Origin of the sequence: Aeoliella straminimaris (genome assembly GCF_024054565.1) — a bacterium.
Lineage (GTDB): Bacteria > Planctomycetota > Planctomycetia > Pirellulales > Lacipirellulaceae > Aeoliella > Aeoliella straminimaris.
This window is the reverse complement of sequence record NZ_JAMXLR010000036.1, coordinates 128,378-153,438: the sequence shown is the minus strand read 5'-3', so window position 1 is coordinate 153,438 and position 25,061 is coordinate 128,378. Positions and strand designations below refer to the sequence as shown.

Here is a 25,061-nt window from a genome sequence, read left to right as displayed (position 1 = left end):
TATTAGAGCAAGTCTGCCACGAATTTCTACGGCGCAGCCCACAGGCCCCGCGCGGCGTTACTTGGCCGATTTCTTCTTGGCCGTCGCCAGCCCCTTGGCCAGCGTGTCGGCCAGATCGGCGGCGTCCATTTTCGACAGCACCAGGAAGGCCTCGCTCAGCACCCGCTTGGTATCGGCCACGTTGATCTCCGTCTTGGCGGTATCGGTACGGCGGGAAACCTCGTTATAGAAGTCGGTGAGCTTCATGGGGATGGACTCCGTTGGACAAGAATGCGGAAAAGAAAAACCAGCGGGTGTAGGCCTATGCCCACGTTGCTGTGCCCCCTGTTATCGACGATGTCCCCTGCCCTGCCAACCGTGGTTCGCCGCGCGCGGCACTCAGCGGGCCAGCGCCAGCGCCTCGTCACGCGTGGCGATTTTGCCCTCGAGCTGCGCGTCGCGAATGCGCTCGAGCAATTCACCAAACTGCGGACCAGGTTGTAATCCTGCTGCAATCAGGTCGGCGCCAGTCACCAGCGGCGGTGGATTGAGCTCTGCGGCGGGCAGCGCCAGCTTTTCGCGGCACCGCACCACAGACTGCGAGTCGGCACCTTGCTGGGCGGCCACCAAGGCGACCAGTTCTGCAGCGCCTTCGTGAATCAGCACTCGCTGCAACTGCGGCCACGGCGTCGTGTCCGCGGCCAGGCCGATTGGCAAGTGGTTCAGCAGCCAATCGGTGCGATCGGCGTCGCGGTTGGCCAGCTTCCAGCGGTCGCTGATGCTCTCGGCCGCGCGGACGTCGCCAATCTCGGCCAGCATAACCGCCAACACCAAGGCGAACGAAGCCCCTTCTAACCGGCCAAGCCGTACCGAAAGCTGCTGCCATGGCTCGCCGGCGAGCGAGGTGGTTTCGGGCAGCACGTACGATTCGAGCCCCGTCGACCGCAACAGCGACAGCGCGGCCGCGCGGTTGGGATGCACCAGCATCGCCCGCATCTCGGCGCCGATGCGTTCACCGCTCACCTGCGTGATCTCACCGGCATGATGCTGCACGGCGTGGAGGGTCGCCTGGTCGATGGCAAAGTCGAACCGCGCCGCGAATCGAACCGCCCGCAGCATGCGGAGTTTGTCTTCGGCGATGCGAGCCTCGGGGGCGCCAATCGCCCGAACAATGCCCGCCAGCAGATCGGCCTCGCCGCCCACGTAGTCGTGCACCTCGTCGGCCTGCGGGTCGTAGAATAGACCGTTGATCGTGAAATCGCGCCGCTGCGCATCGTGCTCGGGCGTGGAGAATTGCACCTGGTCGGGGTGGCGCCCGTCGCTGTAGCCGCCATCGGTACGAAAGGTGGCCACCTCGATTTGCCCCGCCGCTTTCGGGCCCAGCACCGTCATCACGCCAAACGAGGCCCCCACCGGAATGGTCCGCCGCCGGCCAAACACCTCGCGAACCTGCTCGGGCGTGGCGCTAGTGGCCACGTCGTAGTCTTTGGGCGTCACCCCCAGCAGCTGATCCCGCACGCAGCCACCGGCCCACAACGCGGTATACCCCGCCTGGCGAAGCTGGGCGACGACGTCGCATGCAAATTGGCGTTGAGCGCTAGCCATTTAACAGGAGGATCGGTGAGGTAGTGGAATCGAAAGTGGATCTCTATCAGCGACAACACAACCGGGGCGAGTGTTCGCGGGCCGCTGATCAGACCACCGCCAGCAATTCTACACGACCACGCTCCCAGCAACAGAGCGAGCCTTTCCTCCCCGCGTAGTTGACGCCCGAGCGGCGCGGTCACAGAATCGAACGTACCGCGGCGAGGCACTTCAAGCGGATGAGCGTCGGACCTTTGGTCGGCGGCTCGTCACTCTGGGGTTACCCCAGGGGTGTTGGAAGGACTCGCATTTCGTCGCGCGAGCTGCGCTATGCTCCACATAGGGAGGCTCGCGCTCCACCAGACTTGTTGAAGTGCCTCGCTGCCGGTTTGTTATGGCTGTTCGGAAAATGATAGGTCGCTTTCGCCTGCCAAACCTCCAGGACGACTTCGACCTGGCCGACTGGTTTCGTCTGCCGCTCAGCCGCCTGGCATGGTATGCCGACTGCCGGAATGTCGAACGCACTACGCACAGCGAACAGCTGCGGCACTATCGCTATCGCTTGCTTGCCAAACGCTTTGGGCAAGTGCGACTGATCGAATCGCCCAAACCGCGACTCAAAACACTGCAGCGAGCCGCGCTCGAGGAGATAGTGGGCAAAGTTCCGCCCCATCGCGCGGCGCATGGTTTTCGCCGTGGGCATTCCATCAAGACCAACGCGCTGCTGCATGTGGGGCAGCGGGTGGTGATTCGCATGGACCTGGAAGACTTCTTCCCGTCGATAACCGTGGCGCGGGTGCGCGGCGTGTTCCGGGGCATGGGGTATCCGAGGGACGTGGCCACTTTGCTCGCCGGGCTTTGCACCAACGCGGCGCCCAGTTCCGTTTGGCTCGCTGCCACCACGGGCGACCGCCTGGCGTTTAACCAGGCCAGTCAATACTCTGCTCCGCACCTGCCCCAGGGAGCCCCCACCTCGCCGGCGCTCGCGAACCTGGTGGCCTATCGCCTCGACTGCCGACTGGCGGGACTCGCCGCAGCCCTTGATTGCAACTACACCCGCTACGCCGACGACCTGGTGTTCTCGGGCGACGACCACTTGGCCCGCCGGGCGAAGCGATTCTGCACGCACGTGGCCGCCACGGCCATGGACGAGGGCTTCCAGCTGAACTTTCGCAAGACGCGCATCATGCGCGCCAGCCAGCGACAACAGGTTGCCGGTGTGGTGGTGAATTCCCATCCCAATGTCTCCCGCAGCGAGTTCGACCGTTTGAAGGCCACGCTCACCAACTGCGCTCGTCACGGTCCGGCCAGCCAGAACCGCGACGGCCATCCTCACTGGCAACAGCACCTCGCCGGGCGGGTCGCCCACTTCGAGATGCTCAACCCTGCGCGGGGGGCGAAGCTGCGGGCGCTATTTGAGAGTATCTCTTGGTAGCCCCGTGTTCATCGATACAATGGCCATTCCTCAGCGACGCACGTCACCTCCGCATCCCCACCCAGGAACTCGCCCGAGATGCACTACGGTTTGGTCTCCCCGGCACTACACGGGCACTTGAACCCCATCACCACGTTGGGGGCGGAGCTCGCCCGGCGAGGCCACCGCGTTACGCTGCTGGGCGCGCAACGGGCCAAGCCATTTGCCGACCGCGCCGGCATCCACTGGGCGCCGCTGTGCGACCGGCCCGAGCTCGAACAGGGCTGGGACCGTTTGGGCGAGAAGTCGGGGCTGGCGGCCATGCGTTTTACCGGCCGGCTGTTGAAGCAGTCGATGGAGATTACCTACGCCGAGTTGGGGGACGTGATCCATCAGCAACAGATCGACGCGCTGGTGATCGATCAGATCGCTCCCTCGGCAACCGTGGTGGCCGAACAGCGAGGGGTGCCGTATGCCGTGGCCTGCAACGCGGTGGCCATTCACCTCAGCCCACTGGTGCCGCCGCCGCCACTCAACTGGAACTATCGCCCCGACATGTGGGGGCGACTGCGCAATCGTTTCGGCAACTGGCTGTGCCGTACGCTGTACGTTCGTGTCTGCGGTGTGTCGACCGCCACCGGCATCGATCCGACGATGCTCACCGATCCCCACAGCCACCATGGCGTGGCCGTGGTTTCACAGCAGCCGGCCTGTTTCGATTTTCCTGACCATCCGCGGCCCGAAAATTTTCACTACACCGCACCCTGGCACACCGCCGCGCGCGATCGCGACGTGCCCTTCCCTTGGGACAAGCTCGACGACACGCGGCCGCTCGTCTACGCTTCGCTCGGCACGCTGCAGAACAAGCTGAAAGAGGTGTACGCTGCGATTGCCGAGTCGGCCCGCGGCCTCGACGTGCAAATGGTGCTCTCGCTCGGCAGCCAGAAAGCGGCGTTGCAGGTCTCGCCGCCCGACAATGTGCTGGTGGTTCCCTACGCCCCGCAGTTGGAGCTGCTCGACCGCGCGTCGGCCGTCATCACGCACGCCGGGCTGAACACCACGCTCGAGGCCCTCTCGCGCGGACTGCCGCTGCTGTGCCTGCCCATCACCAACGATCAGCCCGGCGTCGCCAGCCGCGTGAGTTACCTGGGCGCCGGGCAGTTGGTCCCCATCTCGCGGGCCACTCCCGAACGTCTCCGCCGCGGGCTGGAGGAGTTGCTCGCCGACAACCGTTATCGCGAGGCTGCCCAGCGATTGCAGGGTGAGTTTGCCGGACTCAACGGTCCAGTCATGGCCGCCGACATCATCGAACGCGGCATGGCGGCCGCCGAACTGCGTGCGCCGCAATCGTATTGAGCTTAGATTGCTTCGAAGAAATGGAATTCGTCCCCAGTTGTCTTGCATGCCTTGAGGGATTGCATGACAACCAGTCGCCCCCGGGGGTATACTGTCGGACTCACTGTACCGCCAACTTCTTTGGAGACCATCATGAATCACAGGCGATTGCTTCTTGTTCTATTTGTCAGTGTGGCGTGTGCCGCGCGAGCCGACGAAGCCCCCAAGTCCGTCTCGCTGTTCAATGGCACCGACCTCGACGGCTGGCACATCGACGTGCCCGAGCACGACAAGAATCCCGACGCCCGCAATCCCTTCATTGTTCGCGAGGGCATGCTGGTGAGCCTCGGCACGCCTGGCGGGCATTTGATTACCGACAAGAAGTACGACAACTACCGGCTGGAAGTGGAGTATCGCTTCGCCAACAAGCCGGGCAATTGTGGCGTACTGGTGCACAGCTCGAAGCCGCGGCGGCTGTACGGCATGTTTCCGCAGTCGCTCGAAGTGCAGATGATGCACGAGAACGCTGGTGACTTCTGGTGCATCGGCGAAGACATCACCGTGGACAACATGGTCAAGCGGCGCGGCCCCAAAGAGGAGTGGGGCGTCGATGGAAACAAGCGACGGCGGATCCTCAACCTGACTGACGGTTCCGAAAAGCCGCTGGGCGAGTGGAACAAGATGGTCATCGAATGCGTGGGCGACAAAGTCAAAGTGTGGGTCAACGGCGACCTGGTCAATTACGGCTACGACTGCACCACCAAGCAGGGACAAATCGCCGTGCAAGCCGAGGGCTCCGAAGTCGAGTTCCGCAAGCTCGAACTGACGCCCATCAAAGAACTCAGCAAGTGAGAGACGCGGCCGATGACAGGGCGGAGTAAATCTGCCACGGATGAACACGGATCGACACGGATTTTGGAAGCGAAAGATCGAACAAGGGCAGCCCCGAAGGGGCGAAATAAGATAGCCCAGGGCAATCGCGGACGAGTTGCACGAGTCCAAGTGCCGCCCTGGGTAAATTGAACAACCCTCCGGCGTTCGAGGAAGAGAGTTTTCCACTAGCCGGAGCTGGCCCGAGACCGCAATGGGCCGCTGTCCCCCATCAAAGAACTAAGCAAGTGAGAGGCAACTCTATGAACGGCAGGAGCACATTAGTAGCTCTAGCACTTTTCGTGTCGATCGCCACGCAGGCCATGGGCGAACAGGCCACTGCACCGGCCATCGAGCCCGATGTGGTGTACGGCCACAAAGATGGCCTGGCGATGACCATGGACGTCTTCCGCCCCGAGGGCGAGTCGAACCAGGCGGCCATCTTGTTCATGGTCTCGGGCGGTTGGTACTCCCGCTGGGCGCCGCCCGAGCAGACGCGCAACTTCCTGGCCTTCTACCTCAAGGAAGGTTACACGGTGTTCGCCGTGCGGCATGGCAGCAGCCCGAAGTACACGATTCCCGAAGCGGTGTCGGACGTCCGCCGCGCGGTGCGGTTCGTGCGGCAGAATGCCGAGCGGTTCGACATCGACCCCAATCGCATCGGCGTCACCGGCATGAGCGCGGGCGGGCATCTGTCGTTGATGCTCGGCACCACCGGCGAAGACGGACAAGACGACGCGGCCGATCCGCTGCTGAAGACGTCGAGCCGCGTGCAGGCCGTGGTGGCCCTGGTTCCGCCCACGGATTTGCGGGTGATCGTGTGGGACTCGAGCGAAGGTCAATCCGAATACCATAGTTTCCCAGCGCTGAACCTGCCGATGGACAAGGCGGAAGAATTCTCGCCCCTGGTGCAAGTAACCCCCGACGACGCCCCGTCGCTAGTGATGATGGGCGGCGAAGACAAACTGGTACCCGCGGTGCACGGAACTTGGATCGACAAAGCCATGACCAAAGCCAAAGTGCCGCACCAATTGAAAATCGTGCCCGACGTGGGGCACAACCTGATCACCGCCACGAATGCGGCAGAAATGCAGCGGGCGATGCTCGACTGGTTCGACAAGTATTTACTGGAGGAGTCGGCGGAGGGGAAGTAGGTGAGCGATGGGAGTGCTGTGACTTGCGATCTGAGTGCTCGAAGGGGGTTTACACCGCGAGGAGTTTGGAGATTTCGAGAGGCTGCGCAGGACGATGTGGCCGAGGCAGATTAGCTCGCTGATGCAGTCTGCTTCGACGTTTCACGCTGACGCGTCGTGCTACAGAGAGACTGTTCGACACAAGGCCTGATGCCCTGCGAAGGCTTGGGGTTCATGTACCCGATCTTACCCGACCGCCAGACGCAATCGCGAGTACAAGGAAGCTAGCCATGAACAGTCCGCTTGGCGGCTCGGGAACTGCTACGACGAAAGCTACTGGCGAAGACAATGTTCGAAAGAAGGTCCCAAAGTAGAATTCATCATTGATGCGATCGATTGGGGGGACAAAGCTCACCCCGTTCTCCATTCGCATCGAGTTGCCCGCGCTCAATGTCACATCTATCAGGTCAAACTCCCCTGTGGGTTCTACTTCCACGTTCCAGGACGTCGGTGAAGTAGAAACTGTGTTAAAGGAGCGTACTCCTTGCAATAAGTCTGTGCGCCCTATAGTGGATAGCATCGGAATGGTGCCATCTTCGTATGCCCAAGTCACGGTGAACTCGAGAGGTACCGTAGCACCAGGGGTGGGAGACAGAATTGTCGGTACTTCAGAAAAGACTTCGACCAAATCGAAGGTATTCAGCGTGAATTCATAGTGTACCTGTTCTCCACCTACTAGCGTCTCGGCGACACTCCACTCACCAAAAAACCTTGTTTCTAGTTCGTCGAATGACTCTGCAGATACGGTAGAGTAAGACCGGCCCCGCTCGACTTGCCAACCCACAAGTGTACCGTCCGGAGCCGTTAGTGCGACTGATTCAACGGGCACAACGTAGCGCGAAGGCCCACCGATACGAATCTCGTAGTCCAATTCACCTTCGCCGTCGGCCAGTTGAGAGATGATAATGCTGGTTTCGTGTCGTAGCGCTTCACTGGTATCTGCAGAACTATGGCTTTGCCCGCAAAGCAGCATTACGCACACAATCGGCAGTGTGAATCGTCGAGTGCTCATGAGGTCAGCAACAAGCCCGATGAAGCTGCCAGCTCCTGGTGAGATGACAATTTGTTCTAGTGTATCCGTTTCTATCGGTTGCAGATACTGCGCGCCCAAGCTTCCCTCGGCTTCATCTCCGACGCATTCTAGAAGACGCCCGTAAGTGCAAAGGAGTGACCCTCCCTGGTGCAAGTTCGATTATAGACCAATCTGACGGCGGCGTACATCACCTCAGCAATTTAGGCCGGGCAACTCAATTGCTTTCGGCGTGACACGCCGAAGCACTCTTAGATCGATGCCCCTGTGCAGCTCGTTTCCAGCCATCTCGCAGCGCAGATGATTCTGCCGGGGTGGGGTGTCATCAGAACGTCTTCGTTCTCTTCGTTGCCTTCTGTTGTATTTGTCGTCCTCTGTCCTATCTGTTCTCTTCTGTTTTTCTCGCTACTGGGCGCTCGTGGAGCAGGTAGGGTGGGTGGTTCTGCCGGGGCAGCGATTAGCCAGTTTACACGAGTATCCACCGGCTCACTTCACCCACCGATTGTGCGTGTAGTCCATGCCATGGTGGGTGAACCCATCGGCGGGTAGAAGTTCTCGCCACGACAAGTTGTCACCGCCGACGGAACCACCCACCCTACGACTGAGTGCTCGAATGGGCATTTACACCGCGGGGAGTTTGGAGATTTCGAGAAGCTGCGCCGGACGATGTGTCCGGTATAACCTGGCGAGGTCCTAACTCCAGGCTGGACGCTGACGTCCATGATACTTTGACAAGCGGTTGAACTCTAATCGATCTTCTTGTCTGTCGTCCCTTGGGTCTTCTCTCGAAACTCTTCAATGAACTTTTTCATATCATCTCGCTCCTTCTTATTTAGGTCTTCGTTGACCTTTATCACGTCCAGATCATACTTCCTTAATTCTTCGATGAGCTGCGTTAATCTTCTCACGTCGTCACGCGTCCCTCCAAGCTCAATAATATCGAGGCTCTCGACATACTGAACAGTTACAGGACCGGGCAGTTTGTCATTCCTTTGGCTGTACCACCCATGCGAAGCCCATCCTGCCCCATAGACTGCCACTACCAGCATCAGTGCTAGTGCTGCCCTTAAGCTGATATGGAAATGACGCTTGTAACTTCGTTCGGCACTACGTTCGTCATTCATTTGATTTTCGCGAACTAGCTATTGGAAGTTTACGGGAGCTGTGCCCCTCTGTCGGTCACAGCTTGGGCAGTATTGTACCAGATTGGACGATTAGAAAGTGCGTCAGCGTGAAACTCCGAAGCACTCTCGGATCGATGCCCCTGTGCAGCTCGTTTCCAGCCATCTCGCAGCGCAGATGATTCTGCCGGGGTGGGGTGGCATCAGAACGTCTTCGTTCTCTTCGTTGCCTTCTGTTGTATTCTTCGCCTTCTGTCCTATCTGTTCCCTTCTGGTTAACTCGCTACAGGCACCTCGTGGAGTACGTAGGGTGGGTGCTCGAAGTACGTAGGGTGGGTGGTTCTGCCGGGGCAGCGATTCGCAGTTTTACACGAGTATCCACCGGCTCACTTCACCCACCGTTGAAGCCCAACGCAGATGGTGGGTGAACCCATCGGCGGGTAGATGCTCTCGCCACGACAGGTTGTCACCGCCGACGGAACCACCCACCCTACGACTTCTTTGTTTCCTTCGTTACCTTCTGTTCAAATTCCCCTGCTGCCTTCCAAATTCTTGCGAATCCGGCTACGAATGTATCCACGTGAAAACTCGGCGTTTCTGCTTGGTTTGTGCTCATTTTTTTACACTCTGCGGGGTATAACGGGGATGCGGCATGAAGTGTACGCATGTTTATATCCCTCGAACGCTGGAGAACCGGAAAATGGCACGACCACGAGTGTTGGACGATGTAAAAAAAGGCGAAATCACCGCGCTGATTTCGGCCGGGATGAGCATGGCGAGCATTGCTCGTTACGTGGGGTGCGACCGGAAGACGATTAAGCGGGAGCGCACGGTTGATGAGGATTTCGACCTCCGCGTACGTCGCGCGGAGATGGCGGTGCAGCTCCGGCCGCTACAAGCCATCCAGCGGAAGGCGGACACCCATTGGCGGGCTGCGGCGTGGTTGCTCGATCGGCAGGAGAAACGGCGTTTGGAGCGGCAAGCCAGACGGGATGCGGCCAACGCGGCTGATAAAGTCACTTTGACTCGCGTGGAACTGGTCAAACTTGCCGGCCAGGTGAAAGATGCGGTGCTCTGTGCGGCCGTGTTTCGGGAGGATGAGGCGTACCTGGGCCGGAAGATCGATCAGGCGTTCGTGAACCTGGTTCCGGAGCTGGCTGCGAAGCCGGGCGACACCCTGCCGCCCTACGAACCTGCGTGGTGGCCGCGCGATTATGCGCCGGGTGAAAGGACCAGCGATTTTGCCACCAACGATGCCGCGGCTGACTCCGCCCATGCCTCTTCAAACGATGCTTCCGACGCGCCCTCCAGCGATGCTTCCAACGATGCCGCACCAAATCCTCCCGTAGCACCGCCAGAGGCTCAACCGGACACGGTGCCGCCGATGGATGGGCCAGTGGTGCCGCCGAAGTGGGTGCCGCCGCGCGGGCAGACGTGGCAGCAGTCGGCCAGGAATCTGGAGAAGCTCAACCCGGCACGGTATGGCAAACAGCCGGCGCCCGGCCTGGTGGTCGATTGGGAGGCGCTGCAGAAATTTCGCGACGACTTGATCGGGGTGATCAGGAAACAACGCGCTGAGTCAGCCTCTGCATCGGCCTCGGAACCATGCGGGGAACAACGCGGGGGGACAAACTCTTCGGAGGCGCTAAAAGCATCGGAAAAAGCAGCGGTTTGCCAGCCGTCGCCGTCGAAAGGGCCAGGGAGTTTTGGGCCCACGAATCTAGATCCCGGAAGTTGTCCCAAAACGAACAAGCTGAAATAGCCGGAACGCCACGCGGTCCGCGAGGAGTTTTCGCTCGGTTGATTGTGGGCTGATTGCTGGGGGCTCGCGGAGCTCGACCCCAGGCACCTTGCAGCTCTAGTGGTTAGGTCCACCGTCTGGCGACAGTGGCTACGGGGAAGGTGCGCGCGGGGCGTGGAGTCCTACTCCAGGCACGTTGAGTTGTGATGCGCGCTCGCAGCTACGCGGCGACTCGCATGTCGGTGCCGCAGAGGATCTCGCAGCACCGGCTGGCGATGGCATCTGCGGCGTCGGGGTGGGCGAGGCCGCGCATCGCGCGGCTCATGTCTTCGCGGCGCTGGTGATCGGCAGCCAGTTCGCGGATTTTGCTGGTAAGTTCGTCGGTCAAGCGGTCGCCGGCGGCCCATTCGTCCACCACGACGCAAGCACCCGCTTCGCGATACACCTCGGCGTTGGCCATCTGGTGATTCTCCGAAGCATCGGGAAAAGGCACCACCACGGCCGGTACTCCGGCCAGGGCCAACTCGGCCAGGGTGGTTCCGCCCGCGCGGCAGACCACGATGTCGGTTTCGAACAACAGCGAGGCCAACTCGTCGATATAGCTAACGGTAAGAATCTGCGACGTGTCGCTGGGGTACCGGTCCTCAGTGCACTGCAACTGACCTTCGCCCGTCTGATGGACGACCCGCCAGTCCTTGAGTTCCTCGGACAGTCGCGACACGACGTCCGGCATATGCTTGTTGAGGGTTTGCGCTCCGCCCGAACCGCCGAGCACCACGATACGGGGCTCGCGCGAGCGACGGACCACCTCGCCCTGCTGTTGCCATTGTTGATACTGTTTGAGAAACCGCGGGCGAGCCGGCGTGCCGGTGTGAACGACCTCGGCCACGGGCGACAGATACGGCGTAACTTCCTTGAAGCCGGTGCAGACCGATTCGACCATGCCCGAGAGCCACTTGGTCGTGCGTCCGGTCGTGGCGTTTTGTTCCAGCAGCACGGTCGGAATGCCCCGCCCAACGGCTGCACGGACCGTCGAAGCACTGGCGTAACCACCCAGGCCAATGACGAGCGAAGTGTGTTGTTCGCGAAGCATCCAGGCCGCGGCCATGAAGCCCAGGGCGTTGTCGGTAATGAACCGCACCGCTTCCAGCGGGTTGTGCGGCGCAGGCTTGGCGGGCAGCGCCATGTGATTGTAACCAGCGGCCCGCACCAGGTGTCGTTCGAGCGGCCGCCCGGTGCCAGCAAACAGGATCGAAACGTTCGGCAACCGTGCTCGCAGCGCATCGGCAATGGCAAGCCCGGGATAGACATGGCCCGGCGAACCACCACCGGCAATCACAACTTCAAGAGAACTGGACATGGCTAGAACGCGGAGGTGGGGAAGGCAGAAGGAAGAAGGGAACTTCAGAAGTGTGAAGGCACCAGCCAGCTGGCTGGTATCCCCTTCGCCCTTCTGCCTTCCCCCTTCGTTGTATCCACTGAGTCGCCGGGGCGGCGATGATTCGCCACCCCGACGCTCAGTTCTTAGCTCCGTCGCGAAGCACCGGCGCGGGCAATCGACCCAGTAATTGCCTGGCAGCCGGCTGAAAATGCTCCAACCCAAGGGGAGGGCAGTCGTGCAAGACCCCGCAATCCGCACGACCAACGACGAAGCTACAGCATGGTTTGGTTAGTGTATGGTTGGTGGTTATTGGTCTGCTCTCCCGGGCCTTGGCCTGGAAGAGAGAACAGGTATCAGTGCCAGCGGCTCGCAGTTCCGCTGGCGTGTATTGCTTAGGCAGCCTTCTTTTGTTGGGCAGCCAACTCGTACATCAAGGATTGAATCATTTGGGCCTCGCTGATGCTGACCGACGCGCGACGCTGGCGAGCGGTGCTCGAGTCGAGTCCACTGACCACGACCACATCGCCTTCGTTGGCGGACAGGATGGCCAGAGCGATACCGGTCAGCTTTTCGGTAATGGTTCGCAGTTGCTTGGTATCGCTCACCTGCAAGGCGGCCAACACCTTGGCCACCGCGTCGGTCACCACGTGTTCGTTGGCCAGCCCGTGGGTTGCCACGGTCTTGTCGGCCAGGGCTTCGGTTACCGAGCAGGAGTGGTCGACCACGGCAATCACCTTCTCGGTGGCGACGCCCCGAGCGGTGGTGAGTGCCGCGCCGCGAGCGATGGGCGTGTTGCCACGGTCCAGAAAGACCGAGACACCCAAACCCGCGTCGAAGCGATGCATGACGCCCGGCACCACGGTCACTCGCTCGATGCCTTGGGCGATTTCGCGAAGCGACACGCCGTAGACTTTAGCGATGGCAGCGGCAGCCAGGCAGTTGGCCACGTGCGTTTCCCCGATTACTTTCGTTCGCACGGCAGCCGACTCGTCGCCGATGGTAAGCAGGACGACTTGTTCGTTGGTGTATTTTTCGACGATCGAAGCGGTGATGTCGGCCGGGCTGTGCAGGCCGAACGTAAGGGCCGGTCCGTCGAACTCGCTCAGCACTCGCATCGAGTCCTGGTCGTCCGCATTGAAGATGGCCATGCCGGTGGGCGTGAGCATCTCGAGCGCCGAGGCCACGGTGTCGCGACTCGATTGCGGCGACAGGTTGGCATCGGCACGATGGCTATGCAGGTTGGTCAGGCAAACCACGTCGAACTCCGCGGCCTGCGCCACCTTGGTTCGCAGCGAGTCTTCCGACAACTCCACCACGGCCTGGCGGCAACCGCTGGCCAGCGCTTCGTCCAGGAACTCCGCCACGGCCGGGGCCGTGGTCGGCAGCACGAAACGAGCTCGTTGGCCGTCGATGCGGGTGAATTGGTTAGTCGCCGAAGCGGCGCTGCGACCGGCAACATTGAGAATCGAATCGAGCACCATCGCCACGGAGGTCTTGCCGTGGGTACCGGCAATCGCCACGGCGTTCAATTCGCGACTGGGACAGTCGAGAATCGCATGGCACAACTGGCTGTAGGCCGCGCGGGCGTCGTCGACCACGTATTGGGCCACGCCAAACACGGGAAGGAAACGATCGGAAATCACCGCCACGGCACCGCGAGCCACGGCAGCTTTCGCAGCCGCGTGTATGTCGCCGGCATCCTCGCAGGCAACAAATGCATCGCCGGGCTGGACCGCCATGAACTTGTCGGTCACGCAGTTAACAGCCACATCGCTTCCGCCTGCCAATTGGGCCTCGGGCAAGGCGCGAGAAACGAGCGTTCCATGTACGGTAGTAGGATGAGTACGAAGTATCATCGGCGCGACCTCCTGTCTTGCCGTTTGGGTCCACCACGTTGGTGGTTGTCCGTTGCTGCTACCATCCTTGGCAGCGCGGGAGTTGCACCGGACAAGTGCCTGTTTCGCGGATCGGCGAAAAACTGTCAAGGCGACTTTTCGCCCAATGCGATACAATGCGTGGGCTCGAATCGCAAAACCCTGAAATTACCGCACCTACGAACGTTTATGATGCCTGCCAAACTTCGCCTGCTAGCACTCGGAGATCGGTCCTCTCACGAATTTGCCCCAGCCATGAAGCGGCTCGCGAGTGAATCGTTCGTCGAAATCATCGAGCCCGAGCAGGCCAGCCCTTTCGAACTCGCCCTGACATTTCAGTCACGCCCCGGCACGATCGATCGTGAGCTTGTCGAACGGTTACACGAGCGGATGCCGCTCGCTGGGCTGGCCGTGGTGCTGGGCACCTGGTGCGAAGGTGAGATGCGCACCGGCACGCCACTGCCACACTGCGAGCGAGTGTTCTTCTATCAGTTCGAGGCCTGGTGGCGTACAGTTCGCATTGCATGGCTAGCGGGCAGACCGGCTCCCTGGCAACGCCCCGCACAAACCGAGCCTGAGTTGATTCCACTGACGGGTGGACCACTGGTGGCCATCGATGCGGTCGATGCCGACACGGCGAACGCGCTGATCGACGCCTGCGAGTGTCTGGGCGCCAGTGGCGTGTGGGTGCCGCGATTTGCCAAGCGGCCACTCAGTACCCAGCCCGCCGCCGGCATCTGGGTTGGTGCACAGCTCGACGAGACCGAAGCCATGCAGTTGGCCGAGTTCCGCCAGTCGCTGCCCGCCGAAATGCCGCTGGTGGTGCTGCTGGACTTTCCGCGTGTCGACCGCGCACGGCGAGCCACACAACTGGGCGCTACGTCGGTGCTCGGCAAACCGTGGCGGCTGGAGCAGCTGGCGTCCGTGCTTAGCCAGGAGCCGGGAGCTCAAACCCCGCTGCCACAGCTAATACCACAATGATGGTTAACAACACCGAGGCGACCGTACCGAGCACAAATACGGGCTTTCTCAGCCAAGACGCGGGCTTGATCCACCACGTTACGTAGCCCTCGAGCAGCGGTCCGGCGAGAAAGCAGACATTTGCTCCGATGGCAGCTTCGATTAAGATGTCGAAGTCATTCTTGCTGAGTTGCAGCCCACTCGAGAGCACGATCCCGACGAGAACCAGCACCGCCACTACGGCTAGTACGACGTTGTACCAAATCCGCAGGCGTTCCCAGGCGACGAACACCTCGCCCAGCTTGGCCAGTCGCTCGCGTTCCGGCGACAGCGGGGCGAAGTCGCCCAGGTCGGCAGCGGCGGCGGTTTGCGGGGAGGAGAAGGGGTTTTCCATGTTGAAACTCCAGCGGGTGGCGAATGGTACCCCATTTTAGACAAATCGCGGCTCGCTTCAGTCTTCCGAACCACAAAAACTCGGGCTTTGCGACTCGAATTTGGACACTCGCTCATTAAAATGAGAAAGCGGCCAGCCGAAACCCGGCCGCCGCTGCGGAGTTGAATAGGTATGAGCACTAATATGCACCAATCCGGACTACTGACTGTCATTCTAGGCGCCCTGCTCCTGGCCGGGGGAGCCGTCGACCAGGCCTGGGCTCAGCCCGGCGGCCGAGGCGGAGATCGACGCGAAGAACGAGATCGGGGCGACCGCGGAGATCGAGGTGATCGTGGTGACAGACGCGATCGTGGAGACCGGGGGGACAGAGGGGACCGGGGCGATCGAGGTCGCGGCGGCGATCAGGGCTCCTCGGAAGAAGACCGCCGCCGCTGGTTTATGAGCCGTTTGGACCGCAACGGCGATGGGAAAGTCGAAAGGTCCGAAGTCGACGATCGCTGGTGGGGACGCTTGGAAGAACAGGCCAAGTCTGCCGGCTTAGACCCCTCCAAGGGCATCAAGGTCAATGACTACCTGAGCAAACGCAAACGCCAGGAGCTGCAGGAAGCCCGCGATAAGCAGCGCGAAGAAAATCCCACGGCGTTTCTCTCGCCACTTCCTCCTGAGCCCGTTCCCGGCTTCGATACCTTATTGACCGAAGACGAGCTGGTATTGCTGGACCCCGAAAAGGCCAAGCAATACACGATGCCCGAGCCCGCGGCACCGGAAGAGAAGAAAGCTGAGGAGGGCCGCGAGGAACGCCGAGGCGGTTGGGGCGGTGGCTGGGGTGGACGCGGCGGCTGGGGACGAGGCGGCGGTGAAGACCGTGGCCGGGGAGATCGGGGCGACCGCGGAGGCCGCGAAGAACCAGAAAAGAAGGAGAGCCCCTCCGGCGGCGATCAAGGTCCCGACCAGCAGAAGTACATTCGCGACATCATGGACCGATACGACAAGGATAAAAACTCGATTATCGAAGGGGACGAATTCAAGGCTATGTACAAAGCCGAGCGTTCCGACCTGAACGGCGACGGCCGCGTCACAATGAACGAGCTTGCCGAGCGAATCGGCAAAACCAGCAGTGCGGGCCCCGGCCGATCAGGCCGCGGTGGCTCGGATGATGGCGATTCCGCCGGGCGGAAAACTTACCGCTTTACTTCAGCGCTGGAACGCATGTCGGGCGACGCTCGCCGCTGGATCGAAAGGTACGACGACAACGGCGACGGCCAAGTTTCGATGGCCGAGTACAGCAGCAGTTGGTCCGACAGCAAGGTTCGCGAGTACCAGAAGTACGACCTGAACGGTGACGGCATCGTCACCGGCGACGAATACGCTGCCACCGGTGGCAGTAGCCGCGGACGCTAACGCATAACCGACGCTGTCGGAGCGATTTCCACCTTAGTGTACCGGTGTGGATTGTTGTGTTGGCCCGCGGCTTGTTCGGCCTGCATTGAGGGATAGCAATCCACCTGCTTCGGCGTCCGCGCATCGGACTGGCCTCCCTCCGCCAAATCAGCACACTGACTTGGAAGAACCTCTAACACCTCGGCTGGGTAGGCCGAAGTCAATGGGTTGTTGCGGAACGAATTACTACAAAGAACGCCGGCTACAGTGGAATTTGTAGCCTCCGGCCGGGTGACCTCCGGCGTCCACGGCCGCTATGGTTAGCGACCGCCACGGCCCCCTCGACCACCGCCGCCCCGTCCACCACCTGGAGGGCCACCACGACCGCCGCCTTGCATGCGGTTGCGGAACTCTTGAATGCGGCGAACGAACTCTTCGCGCTGACGGGCCTGGTCGCGATCGCCTCGATCGCCGCCCCCAGCTTGCTCGCCCGATGTTTGCTGCGAGCCGGACGTGACCGCGTCACTTCCCAGAATGCTACTAAGCGCTTCCTTGATGGCCGACGAATTGCTGTACTTGAGCGAAACAATCTGCGTCGACTCGGAACTATCGAGTTGCTCGGTATCGAGCTGCTTTACCAACGCTTCAACTTGAACGAACAGTGGATCGGGAGCACGAACCACCAGGCTGTTGCTGCGGGAGTCGACACCAATCGACATCTTGGCCGGCTCCTGGGCATCGGCACCGCCCCCCTGCCCTTGGCGGAGCATTCGCATCAGGTCTTCGGGCGAGGGCTGTCCGCCGCTACCGCCTTCGAGACGATCGGAGAAGATCGTCTTCACCACGTCGGCCACTTGCGAAGCCGAAGTGTTGACGACCGGAATCAATCGAGGCACGCCTTCGGCCTCGACGTCCGTGGGACCGGAGCGTTGATCGAGCACCTGCAGCAGACGAAAGACCATGTCGATATCGTCGGGCCGAGCGTAGACGATCAGGGCATTCAAGCGGGCGTCGGTCACGATGTCGACGCCCGCGGCCGAGAAGCCGGTCGATGCGCCGGCTCCACCGAGCCCCAGCAGGTCGCCCATCAGGCCACCACCAATGTCACCGAGTGCTGCGTCGGCAATGCCCCCCATTAAGCTGTCACCAGTGCCGCCAGCGCTGCCAAACATCTCACCCAGGATTGCCGCAGCCGTGGCGGCCTTGGCGTGCTTCAGGTAGAACACGGCGTACTCGCGGCCGCTGGTCGATTGCATGCTCGACGCCTCCAGAATGCGTTCGAAGGCATCGAGTGCATCCAGGTCGTCCGAGGCAATCAACAACCCATTCGGTCCCGGTGCTACCAGAATGGGGGCTCCGGGCTGGGATGGTTTGTTGGGCTGCGACGCTGGCGGGGTTGTTTGAGTCAGCGTGCCCTTGGGCTTCTGGGCAGGGACACTGCTCTCCGAACCAGATTCACTCTCGGCTGCCTCATCGGCTTGTTCTGCTGCGGCTTCGGGATCGGGTTGGAACCCAACCGGTATGGCCCGCAGCCTCCGCGTCAGCGAGGTGCCGCGGTCCGTCGGCACGGGGTCTTCGCCGGTAGCAGGTTCAGGCGATTGAAAGCGGAACATGCTTTCGATATCGAAGCTATCCTCCGTGGGCGAGTCGGGCGTGGCCTGCTCGCTGGGGCGATAGGAGCGAATCACGTTGGCCGGCGACACCATGCGAATGGGGTTCGAACGCAGGGTTGGCCAAATGTCATCGAGTTGCTGCAGTGCCGAGCGGGCTTCGCTCGACGTGAGAGGTAGCAACCGTACGTTGCCCTTTTCCGTCGAGGCAAACACGGAATCCGCCGATTCGCCCATCTGTCCCAGTAGGGCCTTAATCTGATCGAGCTGTGCCTTGGTGCCACGCACCATCAAGCTGTTGGTCGACAGGTCGGCATCCACGATGGGTGCGCGGGGGTCTGCCTCTTCACCACTAGTGATGCCGAACAGCTTAGTGATCGAGAGCAACGCCAGCTGAGGTTCGACACTTTGCAGCGGAATGACCTCGATCTGCCGGGCGTCTTCCGACATCTGGCCCAGCGTGGCTTGAATGGTGCGATGATTGGCCACCGAGGCCAGCGCCACTAGATTGCCCGTCAACGGGTCGGTGGCCAAACGTGTTCCAGGCTCGTCGGCCAGCAGCGTTTGCAGCACCTTGAGCACGGCTTCGGGATCGGCCTGATTCACCGGATAGACTTCCAGTTGCAGCTGATCGATGGGACCACCTGCCGCTTCGGGGACATCGACCAGGTCGAGCACTTCCTCCAGACGCTTAACCATCTCGGGCGTGCCGTAGGCCAGCAGGCGACTGCCCGTGCTGCCGTCGACCGCCAGTTGCAGCGTACCGTCGGGCGTGCTGAATCCTTCCGCTTCGATGCCGAGCATCTGCCGTAACACTGGCATGACCGTTCCCGCCGAGGCGTACTCAAGCTCGTACGGTTTGATGTCGCCCTTCTTCGAGTCCGTTGGGTTCTCGATGGCGTCAATCACTTCGCGGATAGCCCGAATGCGGCCCGCGGTTTCAGTGACCTGCAGCATGCCAGCCCGTGGCAGCACGACCACCGAGCCTTGCGGCCCCACCAGTCGGCTTACTTCTTCCGAGGCGGCCTCGGGGGTCATGTTTCTTACCTGGAATAGGACGCGAATCAACTCGTAATCGCCCCGCTTGTCCAATTCTTCCAGCGAGACGTTGGTCACCAGATTCGGCGGAATGCCATCTTCCAGGTTCACCAGCACCAGCATTCGCTCGCGGCGAACCAGCGTGTACCCCTTGGTCAACAGCACGCTATTGAGCACGTCGAGCGCCTCGGCGGGCGTGTACTTGCGGGGGTCGGTGTAATTGAAGGTGCCAGACGGGGGCGACTCGAGCAGCAACGATAAACCGTTCTGTTCCGCGAACCAGTCGAGCACGTCCTGCCAAGGTTGATAGCGGAAACTGAAGGTCAGCTTGCCGTCGCTGTCGGCGGCGGGGAAAGTACTGGGATCGGCCCCTCCAGTGGCAGGCACCGAGCGGGTGGGTGCACTACGCTCCGACGGTCCCGAATCGGCCCCCGATTCATCCTCGGACCGCCGCCCGAAGCCCCCTCGCCCAAATCCGCCCCGGTCGCCGCGGTCGCGTCCAAAACTGGGGCGTTCGCCATCGGGACGCTCGCCGCCACGGTCGCCAAACCGTCCGAAACCACCAGGGCCACGTTGTGGTGGCCCCTCGGGTCGATCGGCGGCGGGCTGCTGCTCGTCGTCACTCGATTCAGAATCCTCGGCCGACGGCTCCTCGGTCATTTCTGCCTGGTCCGTCACTTCCGGCCCGTCAGTAGGTGTGTCCTGGGTGGCCGCTGTTTCTTCGGCAGGCGTTCCCCCCATCGGCTCGTAGAAGTCGTTGGGGTTGGCTGCAGCCAACTCGTTGAGCGAATCGAGCTGCTTGTCGGTCAGAAGTCCTGCCATCTGCCGCTGCGATTCCACCCGATAGGGCCGCAGTGCGGCAGCCCGTTCCTCGCCTTCCAGGGTCCGCACCTTCATGGCCTCGGCCAGCACGGCTTCTTCGCGGGTATCGAGCAGTTCGGTCAGCTTCTCGAGTTGCTCGTCCGAAAGCTCCAGAGTATCGGCCGATGAGGCCTCGGTGGCCAATGCCAGCAAGCCCACCAGCTCGGGATCGGCGGCCAGGCAGTCCCTGACACTTAGGGAAAATAGACATGCACTGACCAGCAGGACTAAAATCCAGCGGCAATGGACTACGTTCGACGGATATTTTTCGCGGACGGGCATTCGTTCAGCATTCGGAAAGGGGTGAATCGGCACCTAAATTGCGGTGCTAAGCATTGAGTGCAATGCAACTTACGGCAGGCAGGCGGATGGCCGCTAGATTACTCCATAATAGGCAGCCCCTGTTGTCATCGCCACCAGTTTGGGGGAAGGTAAACCAGTTGATTCTCATCGAAACAGACGGTTCTTGCCAATCTTGGCCTGGGTGGAGTCTCCACCTAAGCCGGAATCTTGCCCAAATCGACCTGGAAACATGGATGATCTGGGTAATTTCTGACGATATACCAATACCATCACGTTTGAGCCGGGCAACGAGGCCCAGCTTTAACGGGGAGTGGAGCTCCGGAACCTGTTCCTCGGCCCCACTCGCAGCGTGTGCCAAGGACGCAACCAGCGCGCTACCCACCAAGAGTAGTAACCCCGCAAAACCGTCCTTGGTGTCGAGAAACATGCCCGCCCCCCACGAATACCTTTTATTCACCGAGGCCCTTAGCCACGCCTCGGGCCAGACCATGTGGCGGTTCCTGCTGCTGCGTGCCGGCAGCGACGAAACCACCTCGGCCAGCGATCTGGTGGAAGAGTCCTCGGCTGCCCGCACCGAACTACTAGCCGTGGTCCGCGGACTGGAGGCCATCGACGGCCCAGCCAATGTCCGGCTGTTCACCAGCAGCGACTATATCCAGCGCGGCTTCAGCCGCGGCCTGGCCCAATGGCGGAACCAGCGTTGGCACTGGGAACGCTTCGGCCGCCGGGTCCCCATTCGCGACTGCGACCTCTGGCAACGCATCGATCACGCCCTGGCGTTCCACTCTGTCGAATCCCAACTCTGGGGCGAGGCGGCTCACATCAGTCAGCAGCTCGCCCGCGACGAAACAGAGAATTCCATCATCGAGGCCCGCGATTCACTCCAGGTCACCCCGGCCCCCGCTGCTTCGATCGTCGACGAGTCGGCCGTGCTGGTAATTCCCAAACGACGCCAATCGCAGCGACGAAACCGGGTGGCTGCGGCCACTCGCAATACGCTGGGCGAACTGCGTCGCGGTGTGGAATCGTTATTCGAACCCACGCTGCTACCCGCAGGTTAGCCGCCTGGCAAAGCAATACACCCTTCCCTCCCGCTCCATTCCCCTATACCTCCGACGACTGAAATATGCGTACTCAAGTCAGCCTGGATGCCGTGACTCCTTTAGTGAACGGATACCATCAAAACCCTTTTGAAGTGTTAGGCCCCCATCAGGTGACCGATCAGGGACGCGAGGGTCTCGCCATACGAGCTCTGCTCCCCGGCTCACAGCAAGTGTGGCTGGTCGACGAAGCCCACGGGCGACGCCGCCCAATGCGTCGGATCCACCCTTCGGGACTGTACGAGGCCATCTGCCCAGTGGAAGATGGCAACGGACAGACACTTGCTCGCGGACAATATCACTTCCAACTGACCGACAGCCACGGTATCGAGAAAACCATGAAAGACCCCTACGCGTTCGACCCGCTGCTGACCGACTACGATATGCACCTCCTGGGTGAGGGAAATCACTGGGATAGCTACAAGCGTCTCGGAGCACAGATCCGCGAAGTCAACGGCGTTCATGGCATCAACTTCGCCGTGTGGGCGCCCAATGCCGAAGGTGTCAGCGTCGTGGGCGACTTTAACGAGTGGTCCTCCAAGTCGCATCCCATGCGAAAGCACGTCCCGGGCGGGGTGTGGGAACTGTTCATTCCCGAAATGAAGGTCGGCACGCTGTACAAGTTTGCTGTCAAGCAAAACGGCGGACGCGTAGTCGAGAAGTGCGATCCGTACGGCTTCGCTGCCGAAGTGCCGCCCCGCACGGCCAACATTGTCACCGACCTCGACTCCTATCAATGGGAAGACGATAGCTGGCTGGCCACTCGTAAAAATCACAATGCGCTCGACGCGCCGATGTCCATCTACGAGGTGCACCTCGGCAGCTGGCAACGCGATCCGGAAGATCCCGATCGCTGGCTCAGCTACCGCGAAATTGCACCGCGCCTGGTCGAGTACGCCCAGCGGATGGGCTACACGCACCTCGAACTGCTGCCGGTCAGCGAGCACCCCTTTACCGGCAGTTGGGGTTACCAACCCGTCGGCATGTTCGCCGCCACTAGCCGGTTTGGTTCGCCACAGGACCTGATGTACTTGATCGATCAGTGCCACCAGGGCGGCCTCGGCGTGCTCATCGACTGGGTGCCCGCTCACTTCCCGAAGGACGATCACGGGCTTCGCCAATTCGACGGAACCGCGCTCTACGAGCACGCGGACCCGCGTAAGGGCGAGCACCCCGACTGGGGAACCATGATCTACAACTACGGCCGCAACGAGGTAAGGAACTTCCTCATCTCCAACGCATTGTTCTGGCTCGACAAGTACCACATCGATGGCTTGCGTGTCGACGCGGTCGCCTCGATGCTGTACCTCGACTACAGCCGCGAAGGCAACGACTGGATCCCCAACATGTTCGGCGGTCGCGAGAACCTTGAAGCGATCGACTTCTTGAAGAAATTCAACGAAGAGTGTCACCTGCAGCACCCTGGCACGTTGACCATCGCTGAAGAGTCGACCGCATGGACCGGCGTGTCGCGTCCCACCTACCTGGGCGGCCTCGGCTTCAGCCTGAAGTGGAACATGGGCTGGATGAACGACACCCTAAGGTACATCCATCACGAGCCAATCCACCGCAAGTACCACCACGACGAGCTGACCTTCTCGCTGATCTACGCGTTCACCGAGAATTTCATCCTGCCATTCTCGCACGATGAAGTGGTACACGGCAAAGGCTCGATGCTCGACCAGATGCCGGGCGACCTCTGGCAGCGGTTTGCCAACTTGCGGTGTTTGTACGGTTACATGTGGAGCCACCCCGGCAAGAAGCTCACCTTCATGGGAAGCGAGTTCGGCCAGTGGAACGAGTGGAACTACAACACCTCGCTACAATGGGACCTGCTGCAGTGGGAGTCGCATCAGGGCCTGCAGAATTATGTGGCCCACCTCAACAGCCTCTACACCAGCGAGCCAGCGCTGTACGAGGTCGACTTCGATGGGGCTGGGTTCGAGTGGGTCGACTGCCACGACCACGAGGCGAGCACCCTGGCCTTCATGCGTAAGGCCAAGGACCCGCAGGATTTCGTAATCGTCTGCAGCAACTTCACGCCTGTGCCGCGCCACAATTACAAGCTCGGCGTCCCCGAAGCCTGCTGGTACGAAGAGATTAGCAACAGCGACTCGGCCTACTTCGGCGGTGGCAACGTCGGCAACGACGGCGGCATTCTGGCCGAAATGAACGAAAGCCATGGCCGCCCCGCCTCGATCGAGATCACCCTGCCCCCGCTCGGCACCGTGATTTTCAAACCCAAACGCGACTAGCCGCCGCGGGGCGAACCACCCTGTCGCCCCGCCCCACCACAGCACCTGCTTAACCCGCAAAGCAGCGGAGGACTCCATATCCTTCGCTGCTTTTGCATTCGGAGCCCCCTTTTGCCGCCGCCATTTCGCCTCACCGGCGCGGCCACAAATGGGCCTTGTGGAACAGGGCCCCACAATGCAACAATACCGGTGCGGAACTTGCTGATTGGCAGAACCCAACAGCACCCCACTACGGGCTGTAGCTCAGCTTGGCTAGAGCGCTGCGTTCGGGACGCAGAGGTCGAAGGTTCAAATCCTTTCAGCCCGACTGATTTCATCTTAAGGCCCGCCGACGATTGTCGGCGGGCCTTAATCATTAATGCATAAGAACTTACGGCGAAGCAACTCTAGGGCTAAGGTTCAAAGATTGGGAGGTTTGACTGGATTTAAATAAATGCACCGCCACCGCCCTTTGCAACACGAAGACCTCCGCTGCGGCGTGCGACGCATTGTCCAACGAGGTAGAATGCTCTGTCGCTCCACCCACACTTTGGATCTTTTCTTCATGTCCGGTCGCGAATGGATGATTCAAGCAAGAGACGTGTGTTGGACTACATCGCGGAGGCAGTTGGCAACGAAGCCTTTGACCGACTTGTTGGCTCAGTAAGAGAAATCCGGCATCAGCCGCGGCTGCGATTCTGGCAAGATGAGTTGCTTGCTAGAGCGGGGGTTTCGATCGAAAGCGTAGAGGACTTCGTCGCGCTCTTCGACGGGGTCGAGCTGCGGGTGACTGGTCGTTCCAAAGATGCCCTCGCGGCTGCGACGGCCACGTTTTGGACTCCCCTCTTGCGTGAGCACGGTTTCAAACGATACGCGAAGCGATCATTTGGGCGGTGTACTCACGAAGGGATATTTCAGTTGATCGGCCTCCACCTCTCAAGTTACGGCGACAAGAGTTTCTCGGTCGAGTACTCCAGCATGCTGACCACGCGGCATCGAGAGGTGGCTGGCTCAACAACTTTCCGAAGACTTCCACGCGGCAAATCAAATGACGGCTGGTGGAATGCCAAGTCGCACAAGCACGCAGACGAATCGATGCGGGAGGTCTGCGAGAAGACAGGGGACGTTGCAATTCCGTGGTTTGAAGCCACATCGAGCACCGCTGGTCTTGCCGACGAATTGCTGGTCATTGCCAGAGGTGGTAATCCTCACACCTTCTTTGAACTTGGCTGCTGCTACGCAGTATCTGGCGACTTAGAAGCCGCTACGCCTATCCTCCGACAAGCTATTCACGGTTTTCAAACGGCATTTGAAGAAATGCCGAAAAGAACGTGGGCTGAACAAGAGCGGTTGCGAGCCCAAGAGTTGGTTGATGCGATCGCCGTTCGCAAACACCAATCACTGCTTACCAAGTGGCAGGCCGAAACTATCCGAACTCTGAAGCTTGAGAAGCTACTTGCTCGTCCGGACTCGAACGCGAATTGATGTAGATGCGTCGAGCGGATTGCCGAGCGTGTACGCGAATATAATCACGGACATCAGGGGCACGCTCAATCTCCGCGACGACCCTGGTCATGGTCTCATGAGTGTCTATGAACGCTACGCCGATAGCCGCGCAAGCCGCGTCACGTTGTTCGTAACGAGCGACTTCGAGAGCGC

18 protein-coding genes and 1 tRNA gene are annotated in these 25,061 nt (G+C 60.9%); 11 read left to right on the top strand and 8 right to left on the bottom strand.

Annotated features, from left to right (window positions below; all coding sequences use genetic code 11):
• Positions 1-57: 57 nt before the first annotated feature.
• Both NG895_RS10010 and NG895_RS10005 read right to left on the bottom strand, forming a co-directional pair.
• Positions 58-246 carry a hypothetical protein gene (locus NG895_RS10010; RefSeq protein WP_252852345.1) on the bottom strand — a complete coding sequence of 63 codons (189 nt, stop codon included), beginning with the start codon at positions 244-246 and terminating at the stop codon, positions 58-60.
• Between the two features lie 132 nt (positions 247-378).
• A complete protein-coding gene (locus NG895_RS10005; RefSeq protein ID WP_252852344.1) occupies positions 379-1,584 on the bottom strand; it encodes a CCA tRNA nucleotidyltransferase in 1,206 nt (401 codons plus the stop codon).
• Positions 1,585-1,972: 388 nt separating this feature from the next.
• On the opposite strand from NG895_RS10005, the gene NG895_RS10000 reads away from it, so the two are divergent.
• From NG895_RS10000 to NG895_RS09985, 4 genes are all read left to right on the top strand, one after another.
• The gene (locus NG895_RS10000; protein WP_252852343.1) at positions 1,973-2,998 is read left to right on the top strand and encodes a reverse transcriptase family protein; all 1,026 of its coding nucleotides are present in this window, start codon (positions 1,973-1,975) and stop codon (positions 2,996-2,998) included.
• 78 nt (positions 2,999-3,076) lie between these two features.
• The gene (locus NG895_RS09995; protein WP_252852342.1) at positions 3,077-4,333 is read left to right on the top strand and encodes a glycosyltransferase; all 1,257 of its coding nucleotides are present in this window, start codon (positions 3,077-3,079) and stop codon (positions 4,331-4,333) included.
• Positions 4,334-4,465: 132 nt separating this feature from the next.
• Positions 4,466-5,164 (top strand): 3-keto-disaccharide hydrolase, encoded by a 699-nt coding sequence (locus tag NG895_RS09990; RefSeq protein WP_252852341.1) that lies wholly within the window; start codon positions 4,466-4,468, stop codon positions 5,162-5,164.
• Between the two features lie 281 nt (positions 5,165-5,445).
• Positions 5,446-6,336, top strand: coding sequence for an alpha/beta hydrolase (locus tag NG895_RS09985; protein WP_252852340.1), 891 nt, complete (start codon positions 5,446-5,448; stop codon positions 6,334-6,336).
• 211 nt (positions 6,337-6,547) lie between these two features.
• On the opposite strand, the gene NG895_RS09980 is transcribed toward NG895_RS09985, so the two are convergent.
• Together NG895_RS09980 and NG895_RS09975 are read right to left on the bottom strand one after the other, a co-directional pair.
• A complete protein-coding gene (locus NG895_RS09980; protein WP_252852339.1) occupies positions 6,548-7,486 on the bottom strand; it encodes a hypothetical protein in 939 nt (312 codons plus the stop codon).
• Between the two features lie 665 nt (positions 7,487-8,151).
• On the bottom strand, positions 8,152-8,529 hold the full coding sequence (locus NG895_RS09975) for a hypothetical protein (RefSeq protein WP_252852338.1): 378 nt from the start codon (positions 8,527-8,529) through the stop codon (positions 8,152-8,154).
• Between the two features lie 697 nt (positions 8,530-9,226).
• Between NG895_RS09975 and NG895_RS09970 the strand changes: the two genes are divergently transcribed.
• Positions 9,227-10,288: a helix-turn-helix domain-containing protein gene (locus NG895_RS09970; protein ID WP_252852337.1), complete on the top strand. Its 1,062-nt coding sequence runs from the start codon at positions 9,227-9,229 to the stop codon at positions 10,286-10,288.
• Positions 10,289-10,487: 199 nt separating this feature from the next.
• Here the strand turns inward: NG895_RS09970 and NG895_RS09965 are convergent, their stop codons facing one another.
• Positions 10,488-11,627, bottom strand: a complete 1,140-nt coding sequence (locus NG895_RS09965) for a UDP-N-acetylglucosamine--N-acetylmuramyl-(pentapeptide) pyrophosphoryl-undecaprenol N-acetylglucosamine transferase (RefSeq protein ID WP_252852336.1) — start codon at positions 11,625-11,627, stop codon at positions 10,488-10,490.
• Between the two features lie 413 nt (positions 11,628-12,040).
• Positions 12,041-13,504, bottom strand: a complete 1,464-nt coding sequence (locus tag NG895_RS09960) for a Mur ligase family protein (RefSeq protein ID WP_252852335.1) — start codon at positions 13,502-13,504, stop codon at positions 12,041-12,043.
• A gap of 273 nt (positions 13,505-13,777) precedes the next feature.
• Between NG895_RS09960 and NG895_RS09955 the strand changes: the two genes are divergently transcribed.
• On the top strand, positions 13,778-14,503 hold the full coding sequence (locus tag NG895_RS09955) for a hypothetical protein (protein ID WP_252852334.1): 726 nt from the start codon (positions 13,778-13,780) through the stop codon (positions 14,501-14,503).
• Here the strand turns inward: NG895_RS09955 and NG895_RS09950 are convergent.
• Positions 14,451-14,876, bottom strand: a complete 426-nt coding sequence (locus NG895_RS09950; RefSeq protein WP_252852333.1) for a hypothetical protein — start codon at positions 14,874-14,876, stop codon at positions 14,451-14,453. The genes NG895_RS09955 and NG895_RS09950 overlap by 53 nt on opposite strands.
• 171 nt (positions 14,877-15,047) lie before the next feature.
• Between NG895_RS09950 and NG895_RS09945 the strand changes: the two genes are divergently transcribed.
• Positions 15,048-16,277, top strand: coding sequence for an EF-hand domain-containing protein (locus NG895_RS09945; protein ID WP_252852332.1), 1,230 nt, complete (start codon positions 15,048-15,050; stop codon positions 16,275-16,277).
• A gap of 299 nt (positions 16,278-16,576) precedes the next feature.
• Here NG895_RS09945 and NG895_RS09940 read toward each other — a convergent pair whose 3' ends face one another.
• Positions 16,577-20,047, bottom strand: coding sequence for a secretin N-terminal domain-containing protein (locus NG895_RS09940; RefSeq protein ID WP_252852331.1), 3,471 nt, complete (start codon positions 20,045-20,047; stop codon positions 16,577-16,579).
• Between the two features lie 446 nt (positions 20,048-20,493).
• On the opposite strand from NG895_RS09940, the gene NG895_RS09935 reads away from it, so the two are divergent.
• The 4 genes from NG895_RS09935 to NG895_RS09920 all read left to right on the top strand — a co-directional run bounded on the left by NG895_RS09935 (position 20,494) and on the right by NG895_RS09920 (position 24,887).
• On the top strand, positions 20,494-21,129 hold the full coding sequence (locus NG895_RS09935) for an RNase H family protein (protein WP_252852330.1): 636 nt from the start codon (positions 20,494-20,496) through the stop codon (positions 21,127-21,129).
• Positions 21,130-21,194: 65 nt separating this feature from the next.
• Positions 21,195-23,423: a 1,4-alpha-glucan branching protein GlgB gene (gene glgB, locus NG895_RS09930; RefSeq protein WP_252852329.1), complete on the top strand. Its 2,229-nt coding sequence runs from the start codon at positions 21,195-21,197 to the stop codon at positions 23,421-23,423.
• Positions 23,424-23,655: 232 nt separating this feature from the next.
• A tRNA-Pro gene (locus NG895_RS09925) sits at positions 23,656-23,730 on the top strand.
• Positions 23,731-23,981: 251 nt separating this feature from the next.
• Positions 23,982-24,887 carry a DUF4304 domain-containing protein gene (locus NG895_RS09920; RefSeq protein WP_252852328.1) on the top strand — a complete coding sequence of 302 codons (906 nt, stop codon included), beginning with the start codon at positions 23,982-23,984 and terminating at the stop codon, positions 24,885-24,887.
• Positions 24,888-25,061 lie beyond the last annotated feature (174 nt).